Origin of the sequence: Thiothrix subterranea, assembly GCF_016772315.1 — a bacterium.
In the GTDB taxonomy this organism is placed as follows: domain Bacteria; phylum Pseudomonadota; class Gammaproteobacteria; order Thiotrichales; family Thiotrichaceae; genus Thiothrix; species Thiothrix subterranea.
Genome location: NZ_CP053482.1, coordinates 1,197,770 through 1,224,255, shown reverse-complemented (window position 1 = coordinate 1,224,255; position 26,486 = coordinate 1,197,770). Strand labels below are relative to the sequence as shown.

Here is a 26,486-nt window from a genome sequence, read left to right as displayed (position 1 = left end):
AAAAACGCATTGTCTGCGGGAATGCCTCCGTAAGTCCAACGCCAGCCTTTTTTCACGGATACGCCATGTTACCGTTGTTATAGAATGAAAGTGTCTTAGCAATATAACTAAAAGATACTATAATATCCGTTAAACACATTTTTATGATTTTAGAGGCAATATAATGCCTATTGTTTTCCAAACGCCCGACACGCTGCTGAAAATCATTGCCACCCAAGCCAAAGCACAACGGTTGGCAACCAACCTCACACGGCGCACCTTGGCAGAAAAATCCGGTGTTGCCGAAGCCAGCATCAAACGCTTTGAAACGACTGGGCAAATCAGCTTTCACAGCTTATTGAAACTCGTGTTCGCCCTGAATTGTATGGATGATTTCAATCGCCTGTTTGCGGAAAAGCCACCGCAAACCATCGCCGATTTGCAAACCACGTTGCGCCAACGGGGGAGTTTATGAAACACATTTCACGTTTGCGGGTACATATCGCCAATACGACCACTGCTTGCGGTTAGGCTTGCAGGCATTTGTTGACCTGATCACGGATGCCGTCTTCCACGCTGCCCCAGAATTCATCGGCATCATCCCATTTCGCCAGCGGTTTGCCGTCTTTGGGCAGGGCGACGATTTGCCCGATTTTGTGGTTACGCCAGCTTGCGGTGTGGCGGATGATGACCGGAATCACCACGTTGCCTTCATCCTTGTAGCGTTCCAAGGCGCGTTCCATTTCCTTGGTGAAGCAGTAGTCGGAATTGATGAAATCCGGGCTGACCAGCAGCAGGACAATATCGGCGGTATTCAGTTGCTGAAAGATTTGCTCATCCACCGCCTCGCCTGCAAACAGATGGCGGTCGCTCCATGCCGTGAGTGGTAAGGTGCGGCTGATGGCTTTCAGGTGTTTTTCCAGCCGCTCTTTGTGGGCTTCGTCGGCGTGGGAATAGGAGATAAACAGCTTGATGGTTTTGTCTACGGGTTTGCTTGCGTCCAGTTTAGATGGGTGTTGCATGGCTTCGTCCTTAAATTCGGGTAACAGGGTGCGTTCTGTGCCTGCTTTGCTGAGGTATTCGTGGTAGCGGCGGTGCGGGCTGGTTTCGCTGACCAGTTTGCGTAGTGCGTATACCAAACGCTCCGGCTGGTTGCCGCGTAACTGGAAGCGTAAGCGCCCTTGGGTGGATTGCTGTTTGTTGGCGTATTCGCATTCCAGCAGCAATTGAGCTTCGTCGGTTTCGCAGAAAATGCCGGTGCGCCACGGTTCGCCTTCATAGGTTTCACCGATGCGTAGGATTATGCGCTCGATGATGCTGCGGTGCAGGAAGGGGTATTCGATGTCGAGTTGCCAATCATCTGGGCGGCTGTTTCCCCACGCGGTTTTGGCTTTGCTGGTCAGGGGTAATAGGGCAGGGATGATGAATTCGCGCTCGGCGAAGGATTTGTTGTCCTCTTGGTTTTGTTCCCGCTTGGGTTCGTAGCAGATACCGCAATTGCGCATGAAATCGACATACACTTCTTGTTCCTTGGTATCTTCCTCTGCCCAAAACAGGCTGGCATCTTCACCACTGAAACGCCCGCCCATGCGTTCGATGCGGCGGCGGTGCGGTTTGTTGGGGTCAAAGGCGCGGTATACCGCATTAATTGCCCAATTCTGGTCAAGGATGATTTGATCCTGAAACGCGCCTTCTCGATAAAACAATACGCCAGTTTTGTGCAGATAGCCTGCGAACCATTCGGCGTGACTGACTCCCGCTTTGATGCAAAGCTGTTTGAAGTGGGCAAAGGGCAGCGTTTTCTGCTCGTGCAGTTGAATCAATGCACGCTGTACCTCTAGCCATGAAGCGGGCAATTCTAGACAGACGCGGTATTTGAGTTCTTCAAGCACTGATTCGATTGCACCACGTAAGGCTGGTATTCCCCGGTATTGCATGGCAGAAACTTTGGTGGCGTAGCGGATTTGGCTGACACCGGGCAATTCTTCGTTCAATTCGGCGGGGCGTTCCGGCAAGCGGTCAGAACGGTCAATCTGATTTTTGACCAGAATCACCGGGCTATTCGGTGCAAGGTCGTGGATGGACTCCAGCCAATAACTGACTGGGTGGCGGGTTTCGTCCGAGTGTTCTTCGGTTTCTTCTGCCCACAGCAACAGGTACAGGCAATCGTCTGATAGAAACAGGCGGTGAGTGGCGTGGTAGATTTCCTGCCCGCCAAAATCCCAAAGCTGCAAGGTGACGGGTTCATCTTCGCCATCCAGTGCTTGCTGGATTTCCTTGATGACAATGCCGTGGGTAGATTTGAACGGCTTGCAGGGGGCGCGTTTGTGTTCCAATGCATGAGCCAGAGTAGTTTTACCGACTCGACCGTTACCGACAAACTGCACTTTCAATTGCCGTTGTGTTTCTTTGCCTTTGTCGAGGTCGTGCCAATAGTTTTTGAGGTTTTCAAGGCAATCATCCAATCGATGGTTGCCTAATATACCGGAAGGAATTCCACAAGCCGGATTGCCGTATAAGCTGAGCTGTTGTAACTGCTCGGACATCACGACACTGTAAATAGGCGACATGTCGCTGATCTGGTTGTTACCAAAGGAAAGCGTCTGCAAGTTAGGTACATGAGCCAAGGCACAGAGGTCGCTGATCTGGTTGTCCCAACATTGAAGAATCTGCAAGTTAGGCACATGAGCCAAGGGGCTGAGGTCGCTGATCTGGTTATTCCAACATTGAAGCGTCTGTAAGTTTGGCACGTGAACCAAAGGGCTGAGGTCGCTGATTTGATTGCTCCAACATTGAAGCGTCTGTAAGTTTGGCACGTGAACCAAAGGGCTGAGGTCGCTGATTGGGTTAGAGCTACAGTAAAGCTTCCGTAAGTTTGGCACGTGAACCAAAGGGCTGAGGTCGCTAATTTGGTTGTTCCAACATCGAAGCGTCTGCAAATTTGGTACGTGAGCCAATGCGCTGAAGTCCCTAATCGAGTTGGAGCTGCTACAGTCAAGCGTTTGCAAGTTAGGCACGTGAGCCAATGCGCTGAGGTCGCTGATTTGGTTAGAGCCACAGCCAAGTGTCTGCAAGTTAGGCACGTGAGCCAATGCGCTGAGGCTGTTGATCTGGTTGCCACCAAAGGAAAGCGTCTGTAAGTTAGGCACGTGAGCCAATGCGCTGAGGTCGCTGATTTGGTTGTCCCAACATTGAAGCGTCTGTAAGTTAGGCACGTGAGCCAATGCGCTGAGATCGCTGATTTGGTTGTCCCAACATTGAAGCGTCTGTAAGTTAGGCACGTGAGCCAATGCGCTGAGATCGCTGATTTGATTGCTCCCACATTGAAGCGTTTGCAAGTTTGGAAGGTGAGCCAATGCGCTGAGGTCACTGATCGGGTTAGAGCTACAGTCAAGCGTCAGCAAGTTAGGCACGTGAGCCAATACATTGAGGTCGCTGATTTGGTTGGAAGAACAATTCAAGTCTATTAGTGCGATTAGCTGCTCAATGGCGGCAGGGATTTTCCGAATGTTTCCCTTTTCCCAAGGCGATCCAGATACTTTCAGCTTTTCCAGCCACGTCAGTTCAAACACCTGTTCTGGTATTTCATCCAAACCAAGCCCGCTCAGGTCGAGCGCGGTCGAACGGGTACGGCGGCATTCTTCAATGCGCTCAAGGGCGATTTCCAGCGGGGTCGGTTTCATAAGCGTCAGCTAGTCAGGCATAAGGGACAATAGAGCCGATAGTAGCCGGAACAGCAGGGCTATTCAAACCGGCTCAAGTTGTAGTTGCCCTAATAAATGCAAGTAGAACGGTTTCTATAACTCACAAAATAGGCTATAAATGAGTTATAGAATCACGGCGAATGACTCATGACATGGAACTGGCAACAACCCGACTGGCCTAATTTCAGCTTCGACCCGCTGAAACTGATACCTTTGGAAACCGCGTTCGCGCACGAATCCGGCTTGCTGCTGGGTGCATTCACGCACCTGACGGAAGATGACCGCATCCAGTTGAAGGTGGAAATGGTCAGCAACGAAGCGATGCAAACCTCGGCGATTGAAGGCGAATACCTCAACCGTGACAGTGTGCAATCCTCCATTCGGCGGCAGTTTGGTTTGCAAACGGATAGGCGGCAAGTGACACCTGCGGAATACGGCATCGCGGAAATGATGGTGAATTTATACACCCACTTTCAGCAGCCGCTCAGTCATCAAACGCTGTTCGATTGGCATTCGATGTTGCTGAACGGGCGGCGGGATGTGCAAATGATTGGCGCGTACCGCACGCATGTTGAAGCCATGCAGGTGATTTCTGGGCGACTGGATGATCCCAAGGTGCATTTTGAAGCCCCGCCTTCCGCACAGATGGAAGCAGAAATGGCTGCCTTTGTGGACTGGTTCAACCGCACCGAAACCAACGCACCGGATGCATTGCCGCCCCTGATTCGCGCAGGCATTGCCCACCTGTATTTCGTCAGCATCCACCCGTTTGAAGACGGCAATGGGCGTATTGCCCGCGCTTTGGCAGAAAAAGCTCTCGCGCAAGGTTTGGGGCAACCCACGCTGATTGCACTTGCCCACACCATCGAACAGCACAAAAAAGCCTATTACACCGAGCTGGAATCCGCGAACAAAGCCAACGACATTCAACGCTGGCTGGTGTATTTCGCCGAAACCGTGCTGGCGGCAGTGCGCCATTCGCGCCAGCAAGTCGAATTCCTGATCGGCAAAACCCGTTTGTATGACCAAGTGCGTGGCAAACTGAATGCCCGGCAGGAAAAGGTCGTGGCGCGGCTGTTTGCGGAAGGTATCGGCGGTTTCAACGGCGGTATGAGCGCCAAGAATTACATCAGCCTGACCAATGCCTCCCGCGCAACGGCTACCCGCGACTTGCAAGAACTGGTGGAATTAGGCGTGCTGCACAAAACCGGGGAACTGCGCTATGCGCGTTATTGCCTCAATTTACCCGTGTGTCTCAACACCTGCGCTGCCGTCAAAATTTCCCCATAGTCGGTGTCATGCATATCGGTAAATTTGTGCAAATTGCTTTCAGTAACGCTGGTCGGCGACCAAGGCGGCGGCTCTGCCAGCCAACCATTCGCATCGCGCATATGCCGCCGGTCGCTCAACAGCTTTTCGGCATATTCCGCGCTAGGCATGACCCGAAACAGCGGTACAAACCTCGGTTTTAACACGGATTCATCCAAAAACGCTTGGCGGAAATAATCCGCGACCGGCGTGCAAAACGGCAAGGTGGTATCGAAATCGAGGATGTAACGCGCATCCGGCGCAGAGTGCCACAGCAACACGACGTGGTAATCCCACAGCAGCGGTTCAGTCGGCGTACTCGCACTGCGCTGGCAGAGGATGGGAAAAAACCTACCTTTTGCCGCCATCACTACCACCTCGCTGTGCCGAAATTCTGGCTGCTGACACAGATGCCAGATGTTTTCTTCGCAATAGCGCGACTGGTAGCGGTAGTGTTCCCGTTCGGGTAGTTTCATGGTGTTGGTTTAAGTGCGCTGGTGCTTTTCACCAATCAATTCAATCTGATAACCATCGGGGTCTTCGAGGAAGGCAATGATGGTCGTGCCTGCATTCATCGGCCCGGCTTCGCGGATAATCTTGCCGCCCGCTACCCGTATTTTGTCGCACGCGGCGTACACATCCGGCACTTCCAGCGCGATATGCCCAAACGCCGTGCCAAGTTCGTATGTGTCCACGCCCCAATTATAGGTCAGCTCCAGCACGGTATTCTCCGTTTCGTCGCCATAACCGATGAAGGCAAGGGTGAATTCGCCCGCAGGATAATCCTTGCGGCGCAGCAGTTGCATACCAAGAACATTGGTGTAAAACGCAATCGAACGATCCAAATCGCCGACGCGTAACATGGTGTGAAGGATTCGCATGGTAACACTCCTGACAATACACTTTCCGAAAGCACAAGCATAACCCATTTTGTATCGCCTATGCCTTAGTCGCAAAATGGCGTAATTTTTGCATTGTTCTTACATTAGCTGTTGCTTATAACAAGGTTCACATGCACAAACTCATGTTGGTCGATCACGATCCCGACCGTTCCGCGAGTCTCGAAATCGCGCTGCTCGCCGCCGGTTACGCCCACATTATCCGCGTCGGGCAAGGTGAAAACCTGCTCGCCGCCGTGCGTACCCACCAGCCTGACATTATCCTCATCGACATGCAAAGCCCCGACCGTGACACGTTGGAATCCCTGCGCAATGTCAGCCGCGAAATGCCCAAACCCATCGTATTTTTTGCCGAACAAAGCGACCTTGAAACCACCCGCGCTGCCATCAGTGCCGGAGTCAGTGCCTACATCGTTGATGATTTGCCCGGAAAACGCCTGAAATCGGTGTTGGAAGTGGCGATTGCCCGCTTTCAAGAACACCAAAAGCTCAAAGATGAGCTGGAAGACTACAAATCGCGCCTGCAAGACCGCAAAGATGTGGATAAAGCCAAGGGCATCCTCATGCAACACCGTAACCTGACGGAAGAAGAGGCATACCAACTCCTGCGCAAAATGGCGATGGATCGCAATATGAAAATCGGTGAAGCGGCCCGCAATTTCGTCGCGGCAATGGCCTTACTAGGGGGGAAATTCTGATGAAACAAGAGTTACGCATCGGCTTTTTGCCCCTCACCGATTGTGCCGTGCTGGTAGCGGCGTTGGAGCGCGGTTTCTTTGAAAAATACGGTCTGCACGTCACCTTGCAGCGCGAAGTGTCGTGGGCAAACATCCGCGACCGCGTGGCGTTCGGCGAGCTGGATGCGGCGCACATGCTTGCCCCCATGCCTTTGGCGGCAACCCTGGGCATCGACGGTTTGGGCATTCCCATGCAAGCCGCGTTCAGCCTTGGTCTGAATGGCAGCGCGATTACCGTCGCCAGCCCGTTGATGGAAGCCATGCGGGAACATTACCCGCAAGCATTATGCACCTCTCCAGTGCGTTCGCACGGTCTCAAGCATCTTTTAAGTGCGCAAACGCCGCGCAAACTGGTATTCGGTTGCGTCTACCCTTTTTCGCAGCACCATTACCTGTTGCAGGCATGGTTGCAGGATGGCGGTCTGGTGTTGGGGCAAGATGTGGAAATTCGCGTGATTCCCCCGCAGCAAATGGTCGAATCCTTGGCGCAAGGTCAGATTGACGGCTATTGCGCGGGTGAACCGTGGAATCAGCAAGCGGTCAGTCGGGGCATCGGGCAGGTTGCCGTTACCAGCTACGATTTGTGGAACAATGGCCCCGAAAAAGTGCTGGGTGTCACCCAAGCGTGGGCACAAGCCAATCCCGAAACGCATCAAGCCTTGCTGTGTGCTTTGCTTGAAGCGGCGCACTGGTTGGATGAGCCACACAATCGCGTGCGTATGGCTGAATTACTAACCCGACCGGAATATTTGGATGTGCCGCTTGCCTTGATCCAGCCGCCGTTGTTGGGGCGTTACCGTTACGCGCCGGATGAGCCGGAACGTTTGCTGCCGGATTTCAACGTGTTTGCGCGTTATGCTGCCAATTTCCCTTGGCATTCGCACGGCGCGTACTTTTTGGCGCAAATGCACGCAACGGGTCAGTTGGCAACTTTGCCCGCCGATCCTGCGGCACTATTGGCGAAGGTGTATTGCACACCGTTGTATCGCTTGGCTGCGGAAACCTTGAGCTTGCCGTATCCGACGGTGGATTATTTGCCGTCAGTGCATTGCCTCGCGCCGTGGGTGTTGCGCGATGCTAGTCAGCCGATCGCGATGGGGAATAGTTACGTGGCGTTGGAGCGGTTACGCTTGGGGTAGAATTTTATGCAAGCATTCTTAGCCAGCAGCCATTACATCGACTGGCAACACCCAGACGTTTTGGCACAAGCCCAAGCACTAGCGGCAAGTTGCACCACACAGGAAGCTATCGCCAAAACCTGTTTCGAGTTTGTGCGCGATACCATCAAACACAGTTGGGATTACCGCCTGAATCCGGTGACATGCAAAGCATCGGAGGTGTTGCAACACGGCACGGGCTATTGCTACGCCAAAAGCCATTTGCTGGCAGCGTTGTTACGGGCGAATGGCATTCCGGCGGGCTTGTGTTATCAGCGTTTGACCATTACCGATGAACCGCCGTTTTGCCTGCACGGGTTGAATGCGCTCTACTTGCCTGATTACGGCTGGTATCGGGTCGATGCGCGTGGCAATAAGCCGGGCGTGGCTGCCGAATTCTGCCCGCCTACCGAACAACTGGCGTTTCCGCTGCTGAATCCGCAGGAACAGGATTTGCCGGGGATTTTTGCCGAACCGCTACCCGTCGTAGTGCAAGTGTTGGAAAGCAGCGCAACGGTGGAAACGGTTTATGCAAACCTGCCCGATATTGAACTTGTTTGAGAGGGAATAACCATGTACATCCATCCCGCCACCCCCGCTGACGCCCCCACCATTGCCGTGATGGTCGGTGAATTGTTGCAGGAAATCATGCAAGCGATTGGCGAACAGGCATTCAACTTTGACCTGCCAGCGACTACCGAACGTCTGCAAACCTTTATCCGCGACGGGCATTATCATGTGTTCGTGGCAACGGATGAAAGCGGCACAGCCGCAGGCTTCCTGACCCTGTACCAAAGTTACGCGCTGTACGCCGAAGGCAGTTTCGGCACGATCCCCGAATTGTACGTGCGCCCCACTTACCGCTCGCATGGCACAGGCAAACAATTGCTGGCGTCCGCCCGTGCCTTCGGTGCAAGCAAGGGCTGGACACGCTTGGAAGTGACCACGCCGCCGCTACCTGCGTTTGAACGTACCCTCGCATTTTATGAGCGTGAAGGTTTCGCCATCACGGGCGGGCGCAAACTGAAAACATTGCTCTAGTGATATTGGAGTTCTGATGTACATCCCAAAACACTTTGCCGAACACGACCAAGCCGAAATTCTGCGCTTCATCCAAGCCCACGCTTTCGGAACGCTACTCACGGTGGAAGCAGGCGTTCCCTTCGCCAGCCACATCCCGTTTCTGTTGGAACAGGGCGATACACTTACGCTGTCTGGTCATCTTGCTAAAGCCAACCCGCAATGGTTGCATTTAGCAGCAAACCCGCAGGTGTTGGCAATGTTCCAAGGCGCACACGCCTACGTTTCACCGACATGGTACGAAGGTGCGGGTGTACCCACTTGGAATTACACCGCCGTTCATGTTTATGGCAAGGTGCGCCTCATCCACGATACGGCATGGCTGCAAGCACAGGTGGAACGCCTCAGTAATTACTACGAAGGCGATACCCCGAACGCTTGGATTCCCAGCTACCCCGCTAAAATGCTGGAAGCGATTGTCGGTTTTGAAATCACCATCGAATCGCTGCAAGCCAAATACAAACTGAGCCAGAACCGCAGTGCCACCGATCAGCACAACGTTATGCAAGCCCTCGAAGCCAGCGGCGGGGAAAACGAGCGAGGGGTAGCGGCATTGATGGCAAAACATCAGGAGTAAAGGGGAATACCTTGAAACGTTTGCTAATGGCAGGTTCTGTAATGCTGGTTCTGTAATGCTGGTTCTGTAATGCTGGTTCTGTAATGCTGGTTCTGTAATGCTGGTTCTGTAATGCTGGTTCTGTAATGCTGGTTCTGTAATGCTGGTTCTGTAATGCTGGTTCTGTAATGCTGGTTCTGTAATGCTGGTTCTGTAATGCTGGTTCTGTAATGCTGGTTCTGTAATGCTGGTTCTGTAATGCTGGTTCTGTAATGCTGGTTCTGTAATGCTGGTTCTGTATCTTGGCGTTGCCATTTATACCTTGCTGTTTGCCCGCGACCGTCGCCTGTTTCCACCCATTACCCTTGATGCCGCCACGACTGAAACGACAGCGTTTCATGTTGCCGATACCGCCGAAAACACCTTGCTGGTGCGGCGTTACAATGCAGGTCAAACGGGTTGCGTGGTGTTTTTTCCGGGGCAGGATGGGGCGCACGGTGAGACACAATTGGGAATCCTACAGGCATTGATTGCCCAAGCGATGCACACTATCCAGCAAACCTGCCCCAAGGAAAAAACGGTATTGGTGGGCGTTCATTAGGAGCGATGCTGGCAGCGTATACCGCCAACATTTATCCAGCGGCTGGGCTAGTGTTGGAATCCGCAGCGCCCTCGCTGTCAGTTGCCGTTACCCGTTCGTTGCAAGCCAAATGGTATCTTTCTCCTTTGGCAGATTTGCCCATTGCCGCAATATTACCCCATGACTATTCGCTGATGGAGGCGTTATCCGATATACCCAACGTTCCGGCGGTCATTTTTCAGGGAACGGCGGATACGCAAACGCCTATCGTAGACCTTTATAAACCTAATGCCATACCTGCGCATATTCGCGTTATACCTGTTCAAGGTGGTACTCACTCGGATACTTACAGGCATATAACAAGGGTGTATGTGGAAACCGTGTTGCAAATGTTGGCAAATAAACAGTAAGTTGCGGATTCCTATCCCTGAAGTATCGCTATGTAATACTTTGGTTAGTGATTTGTCACTTTTAACGATCTGCTGCAAAATGCCTGCTTTATTATCCCCTTAGAATTACTATGAAAATCATCCTAATGCGCCACGGCAAACCCGACTTCGATTTTTCCCGCCGTGTCAAAGCTACCGACTTTGCCTACATAATCCATGAGTATGACACGGCTGGGATTGTTGACCAGTCACCCACTCAGGCAATGGAACTGGCACAACAATGTAATGCCGTCGTGGTCAGCGATTTAATCCGTTCGCGTTTATCTGCCCACGCTTTGAAGCTGGAAAACATTGTGTTGACCAGTGCCTTGTTCAAGGAAGCACCCTTGCCGTACCCCAGCAAGGGCAACCTCAAATTATCTATTTCTATTTGGGTTGTTCTGCTGCGGATTGCATGGTTGCTGGGCTACTCGCAAAATGGCGAATCTTTCAAAGTTGCGAGTAACAGGGCAAAAGAAGCCGCTGGCGTGTTGATGCAGCTTGCCGAAGAACACGGCAGCGTATTACTGGTCGGGCATGGTGTCATGAATCGATTGCTGGCAAAGGAATTGCGCAAGCAGGGCTGGCGAGCTGAAATTTCACCGGGTAGCAAACATTGGGCATTTGGCGTATACGAGTACGCCACATAACTAGATCCTAGCCTCCAACGCCAGCAAATATTCTTTCGCCGCCAACCCGCCCGCATAACCCGCGAGCTTGCCCGATTTAGCAATCACCCGATGGCATGGCACGATAATGCTGATTGGGTTCAGCCCGTTGGTATGCCCAATCGCCCGCACTGCTTGCGGTTGCCCAATCATTTGCGCTTGTTCGGAATAGCTGCGGGTTTCGCCATAAGGAATGTCACGCAACACTTGCCAAGTGCGTTGCTGAAAATCTGTGCCATGCACGCTTAGCGGCAAGTCGAAGGTGCGCCGTGTTCCGGCAAAATACGCCTGCAACTGGCTGATGGTTGCGCGGGTCAGTGCGTTGCTGTGCGCTTGCACCTCACCCAACGTGGCGCGGATGTGTTGCCAGTTGCTGTCAAAAGCGACGGCACACACCGCCTCATCAGTGGCGGCGATAGTCAGTGTGCCGACGGGCGATTCCCACGTTGCAAAACCGATACGCATGGTGTGCATGTGTTTATTCTCCAATCCGCGTTAAGATTTGACGGATAACGGCGGCGGCAATCCGAAAGTCCGCTTGGTGCAGGGTTTCAAATACCGGGCGGGCGGCAGGGATTAAGCCGCGCTGTTTTGCCATGCCAATGATGGCAGCCGTGCCGGTGATGGTTAGCCCTTTCTCCAAGGCGACTGCGCGTCCAGCACGTTCATCCATGATCAGCAGCACGGGGTCGGGATGATGCAAAGCAAGGCTGATGCAGGCGCTTTCCCCTTCGTCGAGGTCAATCCCTGTGAGGGCAGGTAAGGGGTGTTCCCAGACTCGCAACCAGCCAGCGGATAATGCTGCTTGTATAGCGGGTTCACCACGCGCTTGTTTGCCCGGCAATACTTCATTGCGCACGATTTCAGGCAACCAGACTTCGCCGAACAGGTGCGGCAACCATGGCAAGCCATCGACAATGGCTAACCCAATCAATGGGCTGGCATCGGCAATTACAACGCGAGCCATTGTTCCAGCGTATCCATGTCTTGGTTGGCTTCGGCGGCAGTTTGGTTAATGACGGGAATGCCCAAGCGTGAAACGTGCGCGATGAAATCTGCCAGCACCATGTTTGCCAGCCGTGCAGAACGTGCCAGTGATAATGTACTGTCTTTGAATAGCGAGGTGGCTAAGGCGGTGCGTACACCGGGCATATCCAGCATTCCGCCGGTTTGGTTCAGCCCGATCATCAGTGCGTCAGGTTGGTCACGGTTCATGACCAACACCATGTCTTCGTGGGCATAGCGCAAGGCTTCGCTGGGGTTGTTTTTCAGGCTGCTGACGTTAACGGTTTTCATGCCTATGTTTCCCAGGATGATGAGATAGGATGATTATAGGGGAATGCTGTTGGCGTTGCACCAATTACGCCCGATTCAAGCCAAAAAAGCACGACATAAGTGCATTCTAATGAACTGTAGGGTGGGTAAAATGCCTGCGAAACCTACCATTTCCCACCCAACCCCGCAAAAATCCTAGCTTCCTCATACTTGGCACACCCCTTGCATTGTAATCATCAAGCAGTCAACGGCGACTGCAACGATTGAAGTGACTCCTCCTCCTAACCGTGCGATGTAGTACGGTATTTGGGTAAAGCTGCCCTGACCCCCTGTTGGTTCCTCCTCCCCAACAGGCGCGTCAGGGCTTTTTTTTGTCTACACGAAATGAATTTGAGGTTTTTATGAGCGATACCAAAAAACCGGATACGTCCGTCACCAACCCTAGCCGCCGCGATTTCTTGCTGAAAGGTGGCTTACTGATGGCAGCGGGTTCGATCATGACGCTAGTACCAGCGGGCGTGCGCAACGCGGCATGGGCAGCAGGTTCGGATGCACCGGAAAAACCCAATATCAATGTCGGTTTTATCCCGTTGACCGACTGCGCCAGCGTGGTGATGGCGAATTTGAAGGGCTTCGACAAAAAGTATGGCTTAACCATTACCCCGACCAAAGAAGCGTCATGGGCAGCGGTACGCGACAAACTCACCAACGGCGAATTGGATGCGGCGCATGTGCTGTACGGCTTGGTTTATGGGGTGCAAATGGGCATCGGTGGTCCCCAAAAAGACATGGCAAACCTGATGACGCTCAACAACAACGGTCAGGCGATTACGCTGTCCAGCCAGTTGCACGACAAGGGCGTGACCGATGGCGCATCGCTTGCCAAATTCATGAAAGAGAATCCGCGTGAATACACCTTTGCGCAAACCTTCCCGACCGGCACGCACGCCATGTGGCTCTACTACTGGTTGGGCAGCTTAGGCGTGAACCCGATGAAAGACGTGAAAACCATCACCGTACCGCCGCCGCAAATGGTTGCCAATATGCGCATCGGCAATATGGACGGCTATTGCGTGGGTGAGCCGTGGAATGCGCGGGCGATTGCCGACAAGATCGGTTTCACCGCCGTGACCACCCAAGACATCTGGAAAGACCACCCTGAAAAAATCCTCGGCACCACCGCTGAGTGGGTCAAAGCCAACCCGAATACAGCGCGTGCTTTGACCGCTGCCGTGCTGGAAGCCTCCAAATACATCGACGACATGGCAAACCGTGGCGAAGTTGCCAGCGCGATTGCTGCCAAAGCCTACGTCAATACCGAAGCCAGCGTCATCGAAGGGCGCATGAAAGGCGAATACGACAACGGCATCGGCAAAACATGGAAGGACGACAACTACATGAAATTCTGCAACGACGGCGCGGTGAATTTCCCGTACTTGTCCGACGGCATGTGGTTCCTGACCCAGCACAAACGCTGGGGCTTGCTCAAAGACCACCCTGACTATCTGGAAACCGCCAAAAAGGTCAACCAGATCGACATCTACAAACAAGCGGCAGAACTGGCGAAAGTCAGCATCCCCGCCAGCGATATGCGCGAATCCACGCTGATCGACGGCGTGAAATGGGACGGCAAAGACCCGAAAGCGTATGCAGATGGGTTTGCGGTTAAGGTGTAACGGTGTAGGGGCGACCGGCGGTCGCCCTCCCCATAAGGAGTTTCGTATGTGGAAAGAACGTTCACTAGGGCTACTAGCCCCCTTCCTAGGACTGCTCGGCTTCGTGCTGCTGTGGTCGCTGGTATCCGCCACCAACCCGCAATTGCCGGGGCCGGTGTCAACATGGGCATCCGCCGTTGAGTTGTTCAAAGACCCGTTTTACCAAAATGGCCCGAATGATCAGGGCATTGGTTGGAACATCCTCAATTCGTTGGCGCGGGTAGGGATTGGGTTTGGGATGGCGGCACTGATTGGGATTCCGGTGGGTTTCATTATTGGGCGGGTGAAGTTTTTCAACGACATGCTCGCGCCGATCATTAGCTTGTTGCGTCCGGTGTCGCCGTTGGCGTGGTTGCCGATTGGCTTGTTGGTGTTTCAGAAAGCTGAACCGGCGGCGATTTGGGTCATTTTCATCTCGTCGATCTGGCCGATGATTATTAATACTGCCGTCGGTGTGTCACGGATTCCACAGGATTATCTGAACGTGGCACGGGTGTTGAATCTGTCGTCGTGGAAGATGTTTACCAAGATTTTGTTGCCCGCAACCTTGCCGTATGTGATGACCGGAGTGCGCTTGGCAATCGGCGTGGCGTGGTTGGTGATTGTGGCGGCGGAAATGCTGACCGGCGGGGTCGGTTTGGGTTTCTGGGTGTGGGATGAGTGGAACAACTTGAACGTTGAACACATCATTATTGCGATTTTCGTGGTGGGGCTGATTGGCCTGTTGTTAGAACAATTTTTGTTGCTGCTTGCCAGCCGTTTGCGAACCGAGTGAGGTGGTTATGGATTCCAGCAAATACGTGCAGCTTGAACACGTCGATATGGTGTTTAACACCAAGAAAGGTCCGTTTCAGGCGTTGCAAGAGGTGAATTTGAACATCGCGGCAGGCGAGTTTATTACCTTGATTGGGCATTCTGGCTGCGGTAAATCGACCGTGCTGAATATCGTGGCGGGGTTGCTGAACCATACCAGTGGGGTGGCGTTGTGTGCTGACCGCGAAATCAAAGGGCCGGGGCCGGATAGGGCGGTAGTGTTCCAGAACCATTCGTTGCTGCCTTGGCTGACGTGCTTTGACAACGTGTACCTCGCGGTGGATCGGGTGTTTGGTGCGACGGAAAAGAAGGCACAGCTTAAGCAGCGTACCCACGAAGCCTTGGCAATGGTGGGGCTGACTCATGCAGAACATAAGTTTCCGAATGAGATTTCCGGCGGGATGAAGCAGCGGGTGGGGATTGCACGGGCGTTGGCGATGGATCCAAAAGTGTTGCTGATGGATGAGCCGTTTGGGGCGTTGGATGCGTTGACCCGTGCGCATTTGCAGGATGAGCTGATGAAAATCACTGCCGCCACTCACAAAACGGTGATTATGGTGACGCATGATGTGGATGAGGCGGTGTTGCTGTCGGATCGGATTGTGATGATGACCAATGGGCCATCAGCGACAGTGGGGGAAATCCTGAAAGTCGATTTGCCGCGCCCGCGCAATCGGCTGGCATTGGCGGATAACCCTACGTACAACCATTACCGTGCCGACGTGTTGCGTTTCTTGTATGAGAAACACGCGCACAAGGAAGCGGGGGTGGTCGTCAGTGATAATGTTGTGGAATTGAAACCCGCGACAGCAAAAGCTGCATAAAAACCCCATTTAGGGCTTGACGTAAAAGCGTGTGCTACGTATAGTTCGCGCTCTTGATTGAGTAACAGAATCAACGTATTCTCTACCTTTCAATGTCGGAGTATAGCGCAGCCTGGTAGCGCACCTGTTTTGGGTACAGGTGGTCGGGGGTTCGAATCCCTCTACTCCGACCAACATTTTCAACTCTTACTTGCGCCCGTAGCTCAACGGATAGAGCAACGGCCTTCTAAGCCGTAGGTTGCAGGTTCGAGCCCTGCCGGGCGCGCCATTAATGCCCCCAGCAGACAATGTTTTCAGTGGTGACTGTAGCTCAGTTGGTAGAGCACTGGATTGTGATTCCGGTGGTCGTGGGTTCGAGTCCCATCAGCCACCCCACTTTTTTCCCGCTTCAAATATTATGCAAAAGTCAAAGGGCTGTGTATAATCGCCTCCTTCGTGATTCTCGGTAAGGTTTGCTGACCGGAATCCGCAATTGATACATGCGAAAATGGCGGAATTGGTAGACGCACTGGTTTTAGGTACCAGCGCCGCAAGGCGTGAGAGTTCGAGTCTCTCTTTTCGCACCACTTTAACTCCTTGATTTTAATGATTATCTGCCCTGCATTGGTGGATGTCAGACCCGTAACGAGGTTTTCACATGCAATTTTCTGTCGAAACAATCGGTAACATCGACCGCAAAATGACAGTGGCAGTTCCTGCCCAAAAAATCGACCAAGAAGTAGAAAAACGCCTGAAAGGGATGATGGGTCGCGTCAAAATCGACGGTTTCCGCCCCGGAAAAGTGCCGTTTGGCGTGGTCAAAAAGCGCTATGAAGATGGCGTGCGTTACGAAGTCGTGGAAAAATTGCTGGGTTCTGCCTTCCAAGATGCCGCTAATCAAGAAAAATTGCGTGTCGCAGGTTTGCCAGAAATCGACCTGAAAACGATGGAAGCCGGTAAAGACCTCGAATTCGTGGCGAGTTTCCAAGTTTACCCCGACGTGGTGATTGCAGGTGTTGAAACCCTGACGATTACCCGCCCGGTTGCAGACATCGCTGACGCTGATCTCGACAAGATGATTGATGTCATCCGCAAGCAAAATCAAGAATGGAATGAAGTTGACCGCGCTGCTGCGGTAGGCGACACGGTGAAAGTCGATTTCGACGGTTCTGTCGATGGCGAAGCCTTTGAAGGCGGTGCTGCCGAAGATTATTCGGTCGAACTCGGCGCAGGCCGCATGTTAAAAGACTTTGAAGACGGTTTGGTTGGCATGAAAGCCGATGAAGTGAAAACCATTGATGTGGCTTTCCCTGATACTTACCACGCTGAAAATCTGAAAGGCAAAACCGCACAATTCAAGCTGACCATGAAGCAAGTACGCGCTGCTGTGCTGCCAGAAGTTGATACCGATTTCATCACTAAATTCGGCGTGGAAAGCGGTTCTGTGGATGATTTCCGTGCTGAAATCAAAAAGAATATGCAGCGTGAACTCGACACTGCCATCAAAACCCAGCTCAAGCAGCAGGTGATGGACGGTTTGGCGGAACTGCACAACATTGATATTCCTAAGTCACTGGTGACGGAAGAAATCCGCTACGTTCGTGATGAGTTCTCGCAAAACACTGGCTCTCCGGCGGATAATATCCCCGACGAGTTGTTTGCGCCGCAAGCAGAGCGCCGCGTGAAGTTGGGTTTGATTGTGGGTGAAGTGATTCGCCAACACAGCCTGCAACGCGACCCGGCACGGGTTGAGGCAATGTTGGAAACCGTGGCTGCCAGCTACGAAGACCCGCAAGCGCTGAAAGACTACTACCGGGGCAACCGTCAAGCCATGCAGACCATCGAAGCAGCGGTAATGGAAGAAATGATCGTTGAATGGGTCATGGAAAAGGCCACCGTCAACGACGAAACCCGCGACTTCGATAGCGTCATGAACCCTAAGAAGCCGGAACAGGCACAAGCCTGAGTCCCGTAAACAGATAAAGGTAGGTTGTAATGTTTGGAATAAACCCGATTGAACCACGCGCTGTTGGCGTGCCAATGGTTATCGAGCAATCTGCTCGTGGCGAACGCGCTTTTGACATCTACTCGCGCTTGCTGCGGGAACGTGTCATTTTCTGTGTGGGTGAAGTCGAAGATTACATGGCTAACCTGATTGTGGCGCAGTTGCTGTTTCTCGAATCCGAAAACCCTGAGAAAGATATTCACCTGTATATCAATTCACCGGGTGGGGTGATTACCGCAGGCATGGCGATTTACGACACCATGAAGTTTATCAAGCCACAAGTCAGCACTTTGTGCATCGGTCAAGCCGCCAGCATGGGCGCGGTGTTATTAGCAGCGGGTGAGAAGGGCAAGCGTTTCGCACTGCCACATTCGCGCGTTATGATCCACCAGCCATCGGGTGGCTCGCGTGGACAAGCTTCTGATATTGAAATCCAAGCGCGTGAAATTCTTAAAATGCGTGAGGTTTTAAACAAAGTATTGGCGGGTCATACCGGGCAGACGGTCGAGCGTATTGAGCAAGACACGGATCGGGATAACTTTATGGATGCGGTGCAGGCACGTGAATACGGCTTGATTGATGAGGTCTTGACAGTTCGCACGTGATGGATTGTCGGACTAAAGCCCGACCTACATAGCCATTTGTCAGAAAACAGCCTGTCTTTACAGGCTGTTTTCGTGTCTGGACAGGTATTTTTCAGCAAAAGAAGCATAAAATACTTGTAAAAGGCGAGTATTCTTGTAACAAGACAAGTTTATTAGAATAATATAGCTTGAAAGCAGTCATACGGACACAACATAGTCCTTTGGTTTACATCGTTGATGTGTCGTGAAGCGGCACAGGATAGAGGTTCTGATGAGTAAAGATAGAAGAGGCGATCACGATAGCGGCAAGCTGCTGTATTGCTCTTTCTGCGGAAAAAGCCAGCACGAAGTGCGCAAGCTGATCGCTGGCCCTTCGGTGTTCATTTGTGATGAATGTGTGGATTTGTGTAATGACATCATTCAAGAGGAAATGCACACCGCGCAAGGGTCTGATGAACAATCTTCCCTGCCGACGCCGCGTGAGATCAAAGGCAACCTTGATGAATACGTGATTGGTCAGGAATTAGCAAAGCGCGTGCTTTCAGTAGCGGTTTACAACCACTATAAGCGCTTGTACAAAAAAGGTAGCGGCAAGGATGAAGTCGAGCTGGCAAAAAGCAACATTTTGCTGATTGGCCCGACGGGTAGCGGTAAAACCTTGCTGGCGGAAACGTTAGCACGCTTGCTGAATGTGCCGTTCACGATTGCGGATGCCACGACCCTAACCGAAGCCGGTTATGTGGGCGAAGATGTGGAAAACATCATCCAGAAATTGCTGCAAAAATGCGATTACGACGTCGAAAAAGCCCAGACGGGCATTGTCTATATCGACGAAATCGACAAGATTTCGCGCAAAGCCGATAACCCTTCCATTACCCGTGATGTATCGGGGGAAGGCGTGCAGCAAGCCCTGTTGAAGCTGATTGAAGGCACGGTAGCGTCTGTACCGCCGCAAGGTGGGCGTAAACACCCGCAACAAGAATTTTTGCAAGTCGATACCCGCAATATTTTGTTCATTGTGGGCGGTGCATTTTCCGGTATGGATAAAGTCATCCGCCGCCGTACCGAAAAGGGCAGTATTGGTTTTTCTGCCAAGGTGAAATCACCGGAAGAAAGCCGCAGTTTCGGCGAAGTCATCAAAGACATCGAAGCCGAAGACTTGGTGCATTACGGTTTGATTCCAGAATTTGTGGGGCGTTTGCCAGTTATTGCCACCTTGGAAGAGTTGGATGAAACGGCATTGGTACAAATTCTCACCGAACCGCGCAATGCCTTGACCAAGCAATACGCTAAGCTGTTTGAGATGGAAGGCGCCGAACTGGTCTTCCGCGATGACGCCTTGCATTCGATTGCACGTAAAGCGATGGAGCGCAAAACCGGGGCGCGTGGTTTGCGCTCTATTATGGAAAAAATCTTGCTGGATACCATGTACGACCTGCCATCCGAGCAGAACGTCAGCAAGGTGGTGGTGGATGATTCTGTCGTTAAAGGCGAATCCCAACCGTATCTGATCTATGAAAATGTCGAGCCGCAGCAGCAATTAGCCGCAGGCGAATAACATTTATTTGATCCCCTCACCCCAACCCCTCTCCCTCAGGGGGAGAGGGGCTAAGAAGTCATCTTTCCTGCTCCCCCTCGCCCCTTGAGGGAGAGGGGGCTGGGGGTGAGGGGTTTCTTATCTGCCACAGTGAGTACTTATTATGGCTGAATCAATCATCGTTCCCGTTTTACCGTTGCGTGATGTTGTGGTGTACCCACACATGGTGATCCCCTTGTTTGTCGGGCGTAACAAGTCCATCCAAGCCTTGGATATGGCGATGGATAGCAACAAGCAAATCCTGTTAGTTGCTCAAAAAAGCGCCGAAGTGGATGCCCCTGAGTTAGATGATGTGCACACCATGGGGACGCTTGCCACCATTTTGCAATTGCTGAAGCTGCCGGATGGCACGCTGAAAGTATTGGTGGAAGGGCTGGAGCGTGCGGAAATTATCGCGATTGATAATGACGGTGATTTTTCCGCTGCACGGGTTAAAGTAGCTGCTTCGGTTTCCGCTGACAGCCGTAAAATTGACGTGCTGAGCCGTTCTTTGGTGAGCTTGTTTGAGCAATACGTCAAACTGAATAAAAAAGTTCCACCAGAAATTCTCTCTTCCTTATCCAGCATTGATGATCCGGTACGTTTGGCGGATACCATTGCCGCGCATCTGGGTTTGAAGATTGCGGAAAAACAGAAAGTATTGGAAATGCTTGACGTCGAAGAGCGCATTCAATACCTGATGGAGTTGGTGGAAGGTGAAATCGACTTGCTGCAAGTCGAGAAAAAGATTCGGGGGCGCGTTAAGCAACAGATGGAACGCAGCCAGCGTGAGTATTACCTCAACGAGCAAATCAAAGCCATCCAGAAAGAACTGGGTGAAATGGACGATGCTGCGCCGAATGAAATGGAAGAGTTGCTGCGTAAAGTCGAAGCAGCCGGTATGCCCAAGGAAGCCAAAGACAAAGCCGACGCCGAGTTGAAAAAACTCAAAATGATGTCGCCGATGTCAGCGGAAGCCACGGTGGTACGCAACTACATCGACGCGCTGGTGAATTTGCCGTGGAAGAAAAAATCCAAAGTCAATAATAATTTGCCGGATGCCGAAAAGGTACTCAACGAAGACCATTACGGTTTGGAAGAAGTCAAAGAACGTATCCTCGAATTCCTTGCGGTGCAACAGCGCGTCAAAAAGATCAAAGGCCCGATTTTGTGCTTGGTAGGGCCGCCGGGGGTGGGTAAAACCTCCTTAGGGCAATCCATTGCGCGTGCCACTGGGCGTAAATTTACACGGATGGCATTGGGCGGAGTACGCGATGAAGCCGAAATTCGCGGGCATCGACGCACCTACATCGGTTCATTACCCGGTAAAATTCTTCAGAATTTGACCAAAGTAGGCACGCGCAACCCGCTGTTCTTGCTGGATGAAATCGACAAAATGGCTACCGATTTTCGCGGTGATCCGTCGTCGGCGTTGCTAGAAGTATTGGACCCGGAACAAAACCACACCTTCGCCGACCATTACATGGAAGTGGATTTCGACTTGTCGGATGTGATGTTCGTGGCGACTTCCAACAGTATGCACATTCCAGGGCCGTTATTGGATCGCATGGAGGTCATCCGCATTCCGGGTTATACCGAGGATGAAAAACTCAGCATTGCCAAAAATTACTTGGTTCCCAAGCAGATCAAGGCAAACGGCTTGAAAAAAGGTGAGTTGACCATTAGTGATAGCGCTGTGATGGACATTATTCGGCATTACACCCGTGAAGCGGGAGTGCGTAATCTGGATCGTGAAGTCTCTAAGTTATGCCGTAAAGCCGTCAAAGAGCATTTACTCAGCGATAAGAAAAAGAGTTCTGTTACCCCACGTAACATTGAGAAATACCTCGGTGTGAAACGTTTCGATTTTGGACGTGCCGATAAAATCAACCAAGTTGGTCAGGTAACGGGTTTGGCGTGGACTTCGGTCGGTGGTGATCTATTGACCATTGAAAGCGCTTTGTTGCCGGGTAATGGCATGATCAAAAGCACGGGGCGCTTGGGTGAGGTGATGCGGGAGTCGATTCATGCTGCTGAGACGGTGGTGAAAAGCCGTGCACGTAGCTTGGGCATCACCCGCAAATCATTGCGCAAAAACAATGTACATATCCATGTGCCTGAAGGTGCAACGCCCAAAGATGGCCCTAGCGCAGGTGTCGGCATGGTAACAGCGATGGTATCCGCGATGACACGCATTCCGGTGCGTGCTGATGTGGCGATGACGGGTGAAATTACCTTGCGTGGTGAAGTATTGCCCATCGGCGGTTTGAAGGAAAAACTACTGGCCGCGCACCGGGGTGGTATTAAGCTGGTGTTGATTCCTAAGGAAAATGAAAAGGATTTGGCGGAAGTACCGGATAACGTCAAAAAAGGCTTAGAAATACGCCCCGTTAAGTGGATTGATGAGGTATTAGCGTTGGCGTTGGAACATGCCCCCGTGCCATTGGCGGATGATGAGGACTTGGATGATGATGCGGAAACGCCATCTTCAGCCGCAGTCGTGGTGGCTGATGAAGAGGAAACCAGCCCGGCTAGACCGCATTAATACCGTTACAAGGGGTGCTGAAATGCTTCTGTGCATTTGAAGTCCGTCATTTTGTTGACATATTTTAGATGGCGCTGGTATAACTAGCGGGCGTATCCGCATGGGTGGCTCTGCTGACCGTGAAGTGGCAGGAGTGTTTCGGTTTTCCCCTATAATGAATTCATAAGGAAAGTTTCTATGAATAAATCAGAATTGATTGATGCAGTAGCAGAGAAGTCCGGTTTGACTAAAATCGATACCGATAAAGCGTTCAAGGCATTTGTTGAAGTCATCAGCGAGTCGATGGCAAAAGGCGACCAAGTGGCTTTGGTTGGCTTTGGTACGTTCCTTGTGCGTGAGCGTCAGGCACGTTCTGGGCGTAATCCGCGCACTGGAGACACAATTTCTATCGCTGCTGCAAAAATTCCTTCATTTAAGGCTGGTAAAGCGCTAAAAGATGCTGTACAGTAGCGACCTCTGATGAACGACGGGTAGTTAGCTCAGTTGGTAGAGCGTCGCCCTTACAAGGCGAATGTCGGGGGTTCGAGCCCCTCACTACCCACCATCTTCATTCAGTTTTTATCGCGGAGCGGTAGTTCAGTTGGTTAGAATACCGGCCTGTCACGCCGGGGGTCGCGGGTTCGAGTCCCGTCCGCTCCGCCAACTATTTATGAAAGGATGCTCATGCAGCATCCTTTTTGTTTGTTTCAAGTTGTTCAACACAACATCGCGGAGCGGTAGTTCAGTTGGTTAGAATACCGGCCTGTCACGCCGGGGGTCGCGGGTTCGAGTCCCGTCCGCTCCGCCAACTTTTTCCATTTCATCCCCCCCTTTCTTCCTGTATGATGGCGATCTTGCGTGCGTGGGGCGTGCGCATTAATTGTTCATTAATCAACATTACACACAAAAACGTAAAAGACCATGCTGCAATCAATTCATGACAAAGCCAAAGGCTGGATTGCCTACGTTATCGTAGGCGTCATTATCGTTCCCTTCGCACTGACCGGGATCTACGACTATTTGCAAGGGGGAGACAAGCGCGTCGCGGCGGTTGTCAACGGTGAAGAAATCCCGGTGCAAGCCGTACAAAATGCGTTGGTGCAATTGAAGCAGCAATTCGGTGGGCAATTGCCAGAAGGCATGGATGATGCGCTCAAAAGTAACGCGCTGGAGTCCGTCATTAACCAAACCTTAGTTCAGCAAACCATTCGTGACGGCGGCTACCGTGCGAGTAATCAGGAAGTGGCGGATGCCATCGCTGCCATTCCGGTATTTCAAAAAGATGGAAAGTTCGACAAAGCGACTTACGAAAACTTTTTGAAAATGCAGTGGCGTGATCCGGCTGAGTTTGAGATGCAAGTGCGTACTGATCTTTCCCAACAGCAGTTGCGCAATGCGGTGCTGGCAACGGCTTTCTTGCCGAAATCAGAAGCGGAACAATACCAAGTCCTGCGCAATCAGCAGCGTGAGCTGGAAGTCTTTACCTTGAAACTGGCTGATTTTCAGACGCAAGTGCAAGTTACCGACGAGCAGATTGCCCAATATTATGAGCAAAACAAAGCGTCTTATATGACCGATGAGCGGGCGCAATTGGCGTATGTAGAACTCAAACGCGCTGACCTTGCCGCGCAAGTGAGCGTGGATGAGGCGGCTTTGAAAACATGGTTTGAAACTCATGCAGACGCTTATGCAGAACCAGAACAACGTATGGTTAGCCATATTTTGGTCGGGGTTGATGATCCTGCCAAAGACGCCGATGCTAAAAAACGTATTGATGCACTGTATGCCGAAATCCAAGCCGGGACGCGCACCTTTGAGGCGATTGCCCGCGCTGATTCCGATGACAAAATTGCCGCCGAAAAAGACGGGCAGATGGGCGCTATTGTCGCTGGTGACTGGGGTGCAGAATTTGAAAAGGCAGTCTTTGCTTTAAACGCTGGTGAAACCTCGAAGCCAGTAAAAACCGAAGCCGGTTATGAAATTATCCGCGTGACCGAAATTAAACCAGCACAGCCGAAAACCTTTGAAGAATCCCGTGCGGCAGTGGAAGCCGATTATCGCAAGGAACAAGCGGAACAGGCTTTCCTCGATAAGGGTGAAGTGCTAGGGCGTGTGGTTTATGAGCAAGACGGTGATCTTGCACCCGCTGCTAAAGAAACGGGTTTGACCGTGCAACAAACCGACTGGATTACGCCGGTGCAAGGGCAGGGCATTGCCGCGAACGACAAAGTACGTGCGGCTGCCTTCAGTGAAGACGTGTTGAAGTCCGGCAAAAACTCTGAGGTATTGGAGTTGGAAGACGGTAATGCAGTGGTGATTCGCGTGGTTAACCATGAACCTGCGGCACAGAAACCGCTGGATACGGTGCGTGAAGAAATTCGCACTGCCTTACTGGCACAAGAAGCTCGCAAGTTGACGGCGCAAAAAGGCGCGGAGTTATTGAAACAGTTGACCACCGCGCAATCCTGGGCAGCGTTGACAGCCTCTGGCTTGGGTGCGGAAACAGCGGTCGAAAAGCCGGGCTTGATTGGGCGTACTGATGCAAAACTGTCGCCTGAGATTGTGCAACAGGCATTTGCCATGACGCATCCAGCAGAAGGTAAAGCGACGTGGGGCAGCGTTGCGTTAGGCAATGGGGATTACGCTATCGTTGCACTGAAATCGGTTAAAGCCGGTGACGCTGCTTTGGGTGCGGATGCTGAAGCCATTTACAGCCAAAGCACCGGCGGGCGTGAATTGGAAGCGTTCCTGAAAGGTTTGCGCGATGCCGCTGATGTTGAAACTCACCCTGAGAATTTGTAAGTAGGTACATGAAAGTCCATCTGAAAGCGTTGGGATGCCGTCTGAATGAGGCGGAATTGGAACAATGGTCGCAGCAATTCCGTGCAGAGGGGCATGAAATTGTTCCCAACGCGCCCGATGCTGACGTATTAGTGTTGAATACTTGTGCGGTAACGCATGAGGCATCGGGTAAATCACGTCGCCTCATGCACCGCCTTTACCGCGAAAACCCTGCTGCCAAACTGGTGGTCAGCGGTTGTTACGCCAGCCTGCAAGCGGATGAAGTCGCTCAAACGTTGGGTGTCGATTTAGTCGTACCCAATACCGAAAAAGACCAACTTCCCCAAACGGTGATGCAACATTTTGCCTTGCCGGTGATGCCCACGATGGCGAGTGAGCCTGGGGAGTCGCCGTTGTTTTTGCGTGGTCGCCACCGTGCGTTTATCAAGATTCAGGATGGCTGCCGCTACCGTTGCACGTTTTGCATTGTGACGGTGGCGCGTGGTGACGAACGCAGCCGTACTGAAGCCGACATTATTTCAGAAATCAATACATTGCATCAGCAAGGCATTCAGGAAGTCGTATTGGCTGGGGTGCATGTTGGGGGCTATGGCAGCGATACGGGCACCTCATTGTATGCGCTAGTGCAAGCCATTTTGCGTGAAACCGATATGCCGCGTATTCGCTTTGCTTCGGTCGAGCCGTGGGATTTGCCGGATGATTTTTTCGCACTTTTTACCAATCCACGCTTAATGCCGCACATGCATTTGCCCTTGCAAAGTGGCGCAGATACCGTGTTGCGGCGCATGGCACGGCGTTGCAAGACCGCCGAGTTTGCGCAATTGGTGGCTGAGGCGCGGCGTAGTGTGCCGGGTTTCAACGTGACCACCGATATTATCGTTGGATTTCCGGGGGAAACCGCTGAGGAATGGGAGCAAACGCTGGCGTATGTGGAGTCGGTGGGCTTTGGACACCTGCATATTTTCACCTATTCGATCCGCACGGGAACAAAAGCAGCGGGTTTGCCAAACCAAGTGGCTGAACCGTTGAAGAAAGCCCGTAGCCAAACTTTGCACATGCTAGGCGAACGTTTAAAGCAACAGTGGCTGACGCAACAAGTGGGTCATACGGTGCCGGTATTGTGGGAATACGGTCGCGCTGGCGACGCCGGACAGCAGATTTACACCGGCTATACCCCTAATTACAGCAAAGTAACCGTCGCGGTAGCAAACCATGAGATACTCGAAAATACCGTTAGGCAGACAGTGCTAACTGGAGTACTTGAAGCGGGTGTTCTTGAAGGGAGGGTGTGAA

The 26,486-nt window shown here is 52.1% G+C and carries 26 protein-coding genes and 7 tRNA genes; 27 read left to right on the top strand and 6 right to left on the bottom strand.

The genetic code is table 11. From position 1 onward, the window contains the following. Window positions 1–163 precede the first annotated feature (163 nt). Window positions 164–454 (top strand): helix-turn-helix domain-containing protein, encoded by a 291-nt coding sequence (locus HMY34_RS05980; protein ID WP_202718370.1) that lies wholly within the window; start codon window positions 164–166, stop codon window positions 452–454. A gap of 52 nt (window positions 455–506) precedes the next feature. On the opposite strand, the gene HMY34_RS05975 is transcribed toward HMY34_RS05980, so the two are convergent. Beyond that, entirely contained in the window at window positions 507–3,662 is a 3,156-nt protein-coding gene (locus HMY34_RS05975) for a leucine-rich repeat domain-containing protein (RefSeq protein WP_202718369.1), read from the bottom strand. Window positions 3,663–3,830: 168 nt separating this feature from the next. Between HMY34_RS05975 and HMY34_RS05970 the strand changes: the two genes are divergently transcribed. Continuing rightward, on the top strand, window positions 3,831–4,973 hold the full coding sequence (locus HMY34_RS05970; RefSeq protein WP_202718368.1) for a Fic family protein: 1,143 nt from the start codon (window positions 3,831–3,833) through the stop codon (window positions 4,971–4,973). On the opposite strand, the gene HMY34_RS05965 is transcribed toward HMY34_RS05970, so the two are convergent. Together HMY34_RS05965 and gloA are read right to left on the bottom strand one after the other, a co-directional pair. Further along, a complete protein-coding gene (locus tag HMY34_RS05965) occupies window positions 4,913–5,467 on the bottom strand; it encodes a protein N-terminal glutamine amidohydrolase (RefSeq protein WP_202718367.1) in 555 nt (184 codons plus the stop codon). The genes HMY34_RS05970 and HMY34_RS05965 overlap by 61 nt on opposite strands. Window positions 5,468–5,476: 9 nt before the next feature. Continuing rightward, window positions 5,477–5,872: a lactoylglutathione lyase gene (gene gloA, locus HMY34_RS05960; protein ID WP_202718366.1), complete on the bottom strand. Its 396-nt coding sequence runs from the start codon at window positions 5,870–5,872 to the stop codon at window positions 5,477–5,479. A 131-nt stretch (window positions 5,873–6,003) separates the two neighbouring features. On the opposite strand from gloA, the gene HMY34_RS05955 reads away from it, so the two are divergent. From HMY34_RS05955 to HMY34_RS05920, 8 genes are all read left to right on the top strand, one after another. Next, window positions 6,004–6,588: an ANTAR domain-containing response regulator gene (locus HMY34_RS05955; RefSeq protein ID WP_202718365.1), complete on the top strand. Its 585-nt coding sequence runs from the start codon at window positions 6,004–6,006 to the stop codon at window positions 6,586–6,588. Then, window positions 6,588–7,766 (top strand): CmpA/NrtA family ABC transporter substrate-binding protein, encoded by a 1,179-nt coding sequence (locus tag HMY34_RS05950; RefSeq protein ID WP_202718364.1) that lies wholly within the window; start codon window positions 6,588–6,590, stop codon window positions 7,764–7,766. Before HMY34_RS05955 ends, HMY34_RS05950 begins: the two co-directional genes overlap by 1 nt. 6 nt (window positions 7,767–7,772) lie before the next feature. Further along, a complete protein-coding gene (locus tag HMY34_RS05945) occupies window positions 7,773–8,345 on the top strand; it encodes a transglutaminase-like domain-containing protein (protein ID WP_202718363.1) in 573 nt (190 codons plus the stop codon). A gap of 12 nt (window positions 8,346–8,357) precedes the next feature. Next, window positions 8,358–8,825 carry a GNAT family N-acetyltransferase gene (locus HMY34_RS05940; protein WP_228287990.1) on the top strand — a complete coding sequence of 156 codons (468 nt, stop codon included), beginning with the start codon at window positions 8,358–8,360 and terminating at the stop codon, window positions 8,823–8,825. A gap of 16 nt (window positions 8,826–8,841) precedes the next feature. Beyond that, window positions 8,842–9,441, top strand: coding sequence for an FMN-binding negative transcriptional regulator (locus HMY34_RS05935; RefSeq protein ID WP_202718362.1), 600 nt, complete (start codon window positions 8,842–8,844; stop codon window positions 9,439–9,441). A gap of 265 nt (window positions 9,442–9,706) precedes the next feature. Beyond that, window positions 9,707–10,021, top strand: coding sequence for a hypothetical protein (locus HMY34_RS05930; protein WP_202718361.1), 315 nt, complete (start codon window positions 9,707–9,709; stop codon window positions 10,019–10,021). A 5-nt stretch (window positions 10,022–10,026) separates the two neighbouring features. Continuing rightward, entirely contained in the window at window positions 10,027–10,410 is a 384-nt protein-coding gene (locus tag HMY34_RS05925; RefSeq protein ID WP_202718360.1) for an alpha/beta hydrolase family protein, read from the top strand. Between the two features lie 110 nt (window positions 10,411–10,520). Beyond that, complete coding sequence (locus HMY34_RS05920) at window positions 10,521–11,078, top strand: histidine phosphatase family protein (RefSeq protein WP_202718359.1); 558 nt, start codon at window positions 10,521–10,523, stop codon at window positions 11,076–11,078. On the opposite strand, the gene HMY34_RS05915 is transcribed toward HMY34_RS05920, so the two are convergent. The 3 genes from HMY34_RS05915 to HMY34_RS05905 are packed head-to-tail and all read right to left on the bottom strand — an operon-like array spanning window position 11,079 to window position 12,392. After that, window positions 11,079–11,570, bottom strand: coding sequence for a methylated-DNA--[protein]-cysteine S-methyltransferase (locus HMY34_RS05915; protein ID WP_228287989.1), 492 nt, complete (start codon window positions 11,568–11,570; stop codon window positions 11,079–11,081). A gap of 4 nt (window positions 11,571–11,574) precedes the next feature. Continuing rightward, a complete protein-coding gene (locus HMY34_RS05910) occupies window positions 11,575–12,063 on the bottom strand; it encodes a PIN domain-containing protein (protein ID WP_202718358.1) in 489 nt (162 codons plus the stop codon). Then, complete coding sequence (locus tag HMY34_RS05905) at window positions 12,048–12,392, bottom strand: UPF0175 family protein (protein WP_202718357.1); 345 nt, start codon at window positions 12,390–12,392, stop codon at window positions 12,048–12,050. The genes HMY34_RS05910 and HMY34_RS05905 overlap by 16 nt, the downstream gene beginning before the upstream one ends. A 380-nt stretch (window positions 12,393–12,772) precedes the next feature. Here HMY34_RS05905 and HMY34_RS05900 point away from each other — a divergent pair, with 380 nt between their 5' ends. From HMY34_RS05900 to mtaB, 17 genes are all read left to right on the top strand, one after another. After that, window positions 12,773–14,047 (top strand): CmpA/NrtA family ABC transporter substrate-binding protein, encoded by a 1,275-nt coding sequence (locus HMY34_RS05900; RefSeq protein ID WP_202718356.1) that lies wholly within the window; start codon window positions 12,773–12,775, stop codon window positions 14,045–14,047. A 46-nt stretch (window positions 14,048–14,093) separates the two neighbouring features. Next, a complete protein-coding gene (ntrB, locus tag HMY34_RS05895) occupies window positions 14,094–14,861 on the top strand; it encodes a nitrate ABC transporter permease (protein ID WP_202718355.1) in 768 nt (255 codons plus the stop codon). A gap of 7 nt (window positions 14,862–14,868) precedes the next feature. Further along, window positions 14,869–15,723 (top strand): ABC transporter ATP-binding protein, encoded by an 855-nt coding sequence (locus HMY34_RS05890; protein WP_202718354.1) that lies wholly within the window; start codon window positions 14,869–14,871, stop codon window positions 15,721–15,723. A gap of 96 nt (window positions 15,724–15,819) precedes the next feature. Further along, a tRNA-Pro gene (locus tag HMY34_RS05885) sits at window positions 15,820–15,896 on the top strand. A gap of 19 nt (window positions 15,897–15,915) precedes the next feature. Continuing rightward, window positions 15,916–15,991, top strand: a tRNA-Arg gene (locus HMY34_RS05880). 31 nt (window positions 15,992–16,022) lie between these two features. Then, a tRNA-His gene (locus tag HMY34_RS05875) sits at window positions 16,023–16,098 on the top strand. Between the two features lie 106 nt (window positions 16,099–16,204). Then, window positions 16,205–16,289, top strand: a tRNA-Leu gene (locus tag HMY34_RS05870). Between the two features lie 71 nt (window positions 16,290–16,360). Then, window positions 16,361–17,668 (top strand): trigger factor, encoded by a 1,308-nt coding sequence (gene tig / locus HMY34_RS05865; protein ID WP_202718353.1) that lies wholly within the window; start codon window positions 16,361–16,363, stop codon window positions 17,666–17,668. A 29-nt stretch (window positions 17,669–17,697) separates the two neighbouring features. Continuing rightward, a complete protein-coding gene (gene clpP, locus HMY34_RS05860) occupies window positions 17,698–18,312 on the top strand; it encodes an ATP-dependent Clp endopeptidase proteolytic subunit ClpP (protein ID WP_202718352.1) in 615 nt (204 codons plus the stop codon). A 250-nt stretch (window positions 18,313–18,562) separates the two neighbouring features. After that, the gene (gene clpX, locus HMY34_RS05855) at window positions 18,563–19,849 is read left to right on the top strand and encodes an ATP-dependent Clp protease ATP-binding subunit ClpX (protein ID WP_202718351.1); all 1,287 of its coding nucleotides are present in this window, start codon (window positions 18,563–18,565) and stop codon (window positions 19,847–19,849) included. 142 nt (window positions 19,850–19,991) lie between these two features. Further along, a complete protein-coding gene (gene lon / locus HMY34_RS05850) occupies window positions 19,992–22,412 on the top strand; it encodes an endopeptidase La (protein ID WP_202718350.1) in 2,421 nt (806 codons plus the stop codon). Window positions 22,413–22,574: 162 nt separating this feature from the next. After that, complete coding sequence (gene hbs, locus HMY34_RS05845; protein ID WP_202719136.1) at window positions 22,575–22,862, top strand: non-specific DNA-binding protein Hbs; 288 nt, start codon at window positions 22,575–22,577, stop codon at window positions 22,860–22,862. Between the two features lie 18 nt (window positions 22,863–22,880). Then, window positions 22,881–22,956, top strand: a tRNA-Val gene (locus tag HMY34_RS05840). Between the two features lie 21 nt (window positions 22,957–22,977). Then, window positions 22,978–23,054, top strand: a tRNA-Asp gene (locus HMY34_RS05835). 68 nt (window positions 23,055–23,122) lie between these two features. Then, window positions 23,123–23,199, top strand: a tRNA-Asp gene (locus HMY34_RS05830). A 113-nt stretch (window positions 23,200–23,312) separates the two neighbouring features. Further along, window positions 23,313–25,193 (top strand): SurA N-terminal domain-containing protein, encoded by a 1,881-nt coding sequence (locus HMY34_RS05825; protein WP_202718349.1) that lies wholly within the window; start codon window positions 23,313–23,315, stop codon window positions 25,191–25,193. Between the two features lie 8 nt (window positions 25,194–25,201). Then, on the top strand, window positions 25,202–26,485 hold the full coding sequence (mtaB, locus tag HMY34_RS05820; protein ID WP_202718348.1) for a tRNA (N(6)-L-threonylcarbamoyladenosine(37)-C(2))-methylthiotransferase MtaB: 1,284 nt from the start codon (window positions 25,202–25,204) through the stop codon (window positions 26,483–26,485). Window position 26,486 lies beyond the last annotated feature (1 nt).

Bases quoted from the DNA above. Each gene is read 5' to 3' on its own strand.
- HMY34_RS05980 (WP_202718370.1), top strand. From the start codon at position 164: ATGCCTATTGTTTTCCAAACGCCCGACACGCTGCTGAAAATCATTGCC.
- HMY34_RS05975 (WP_202718369.1), bottom strand. From the start codon at position 3,662: ATGAAACCGACCCCGCTGGAAATCGCCCTTGAGCGCATTGAAGAATGC.
- HMY34_RS05970 (WP_202718368.1), top strand. From the start codon at position 3,831: ATGACATGGAACTGGCAACAACCCGACTGGCCTAATTTCAGCTTCGAC.
- HMY34_RS05965 (WP_202718367.1), bottom strand. From the start codon at position 5,467: ATGAAACTACCCGAACGGGAACACTACCGCTACCAGTCGCGCTATTGC.
- gloA (WP_202718366.1), bottom strand. From the start codon at position 5,872: ATGCGAATCCTTCACACCATGTTACGCGTCGGCGATTTGGATCGTTCG.
- HMY34_RS05955 (WP_202718365.1), top strand. From the start codon at position 6,004: ATGCACAAACTCATGTTGGTCGATCACGATCCCGACCGTTCCGCGAGT.
- HMY34_RS05950 (WP_202718364.1), top strand. From the start codon at position 6,588: ATGAAACAAGAGTTACGCATCGGCTTTTTGCCCCTCACCGATTGTGCC.
- HMY34_RS05945 (WP_202718363.1), top strand. From the start codon at position 7,773: ATGCAAGCATTCTTAGCCAGCAGCCATTACATCGACTGGCAACACCCA.
- HMY34_RS05940 (WP_228287990.1), top strand. From the start codon at position 8,358: ATGTACATCCATCCCGCCACCCCCGCTGACGCCCCCACCATTGCCGTG.
- HMY34_RS05935 (WP_202718362.1), top strand. From the start codon at position 8,842: ATGTACATCCCAAAACACTTTGCCGAACACGACCAAGCCGAAATTCTG.
- HMY34_RS05930 (WP_202718361.1), top strand. From the start codon at position 9,707: ATGCTGGTTCTGTATCTTGGCGTTGCCATTTATACCTTGCTGTTTGCC.
- HMY34_RS05925 (WP_202718360.1), top strand. From the start codon at position 10,027: ATGCTGGCAGCGTATACCGCCAACATTTATCCAGCGGCTGGGCTAGTG.
- HMY34_RS05920 (WP_202718359.1), top strand. From the start codon at position 10,521: ATGAAAATCATCCTAATGCGCCACGGCAAACCCGACTTCGATTTTTCC.
- HMY34_RS05915 (WP_228287989.1), bottom strand. From the start codon at position 11,570: ATGCACACCATGCGTATCGGTTTTGCAACGTGGGAATCGCCCGTCGGC.
- HMY34_RS05910 (WP_202718358.1), bottom strand. From the start codon at position 12,063: ATGGCTCGCGTTGTAATTGCCGATGCCAGCCCATTGATTGGGTTAGCC.
- HMY34_RS05905 (WP_202718357.1), bottom strand. From the start codon at position 12,392: ATGAAAACCGTTAACGTCAGCAGCCTGAAAAACAACCCCAGCGAAGCC.
- HMY34_RS05900 (WP_202718356.1), top strand. From the start codon at position 12,773: ATGAGCGATACCAAAAAACCGGATACGTCCGTCACCAACCCTAGCCGC.
- ntrB (WP_202718355.1), top strand. From the start codon at position 14,094: ATGTGGAAAGAACGTTCACTAGGGCTACTAGCCCCCTTCCTAGGACTG.
- HMY34_RS05890 (WP_202718354.1), top strand. From the start codon at position 14,869: ATGGATTCCAGCAAATACGTGCAGCTTGAACACGTCGATATGGTGTTT.
- tig (WP_202718353.1), top strand. From the start codon at position 16,361: ATGCAATTTTCTGTCGAAACAATCGGTAACATCGACCGCAAAATGACA.
- clpP (WP_202718352.1), top strand. From the start codon at position 17,698: ATGTTTGGAATAAACCCGATTGAACCACGCGCTGTTGGCGTGCCAATG.
- clpX (WP_202718351.1), top strand. From the start codon at position 18,563: ATGAGTAAAGATAGAAGAGGCGATCACGATAGCGGCAAGCTGCTGTAT.
- lon (WP_202718350.1), top strand. From the start codon at position 19,992: ATGGCTGAATCAATCATCGTTCCCGTTTTACCGTTGCGTGATGTTGTG.
- HMY34_RS05825 (WP_202718349.1), top strand. From the start codon at position 23,313: ATGCTGCAATCAATTCATGACAAAGCCAAAGGCTGGATTGCCTACGTT.
- mtaB (WP_202718348.1), top strand. From the start codon at position 25,202: ATGAAAGTCCATCTGAAAGCGTTGGGATGCCGTCTGAATGAGGCGGAA.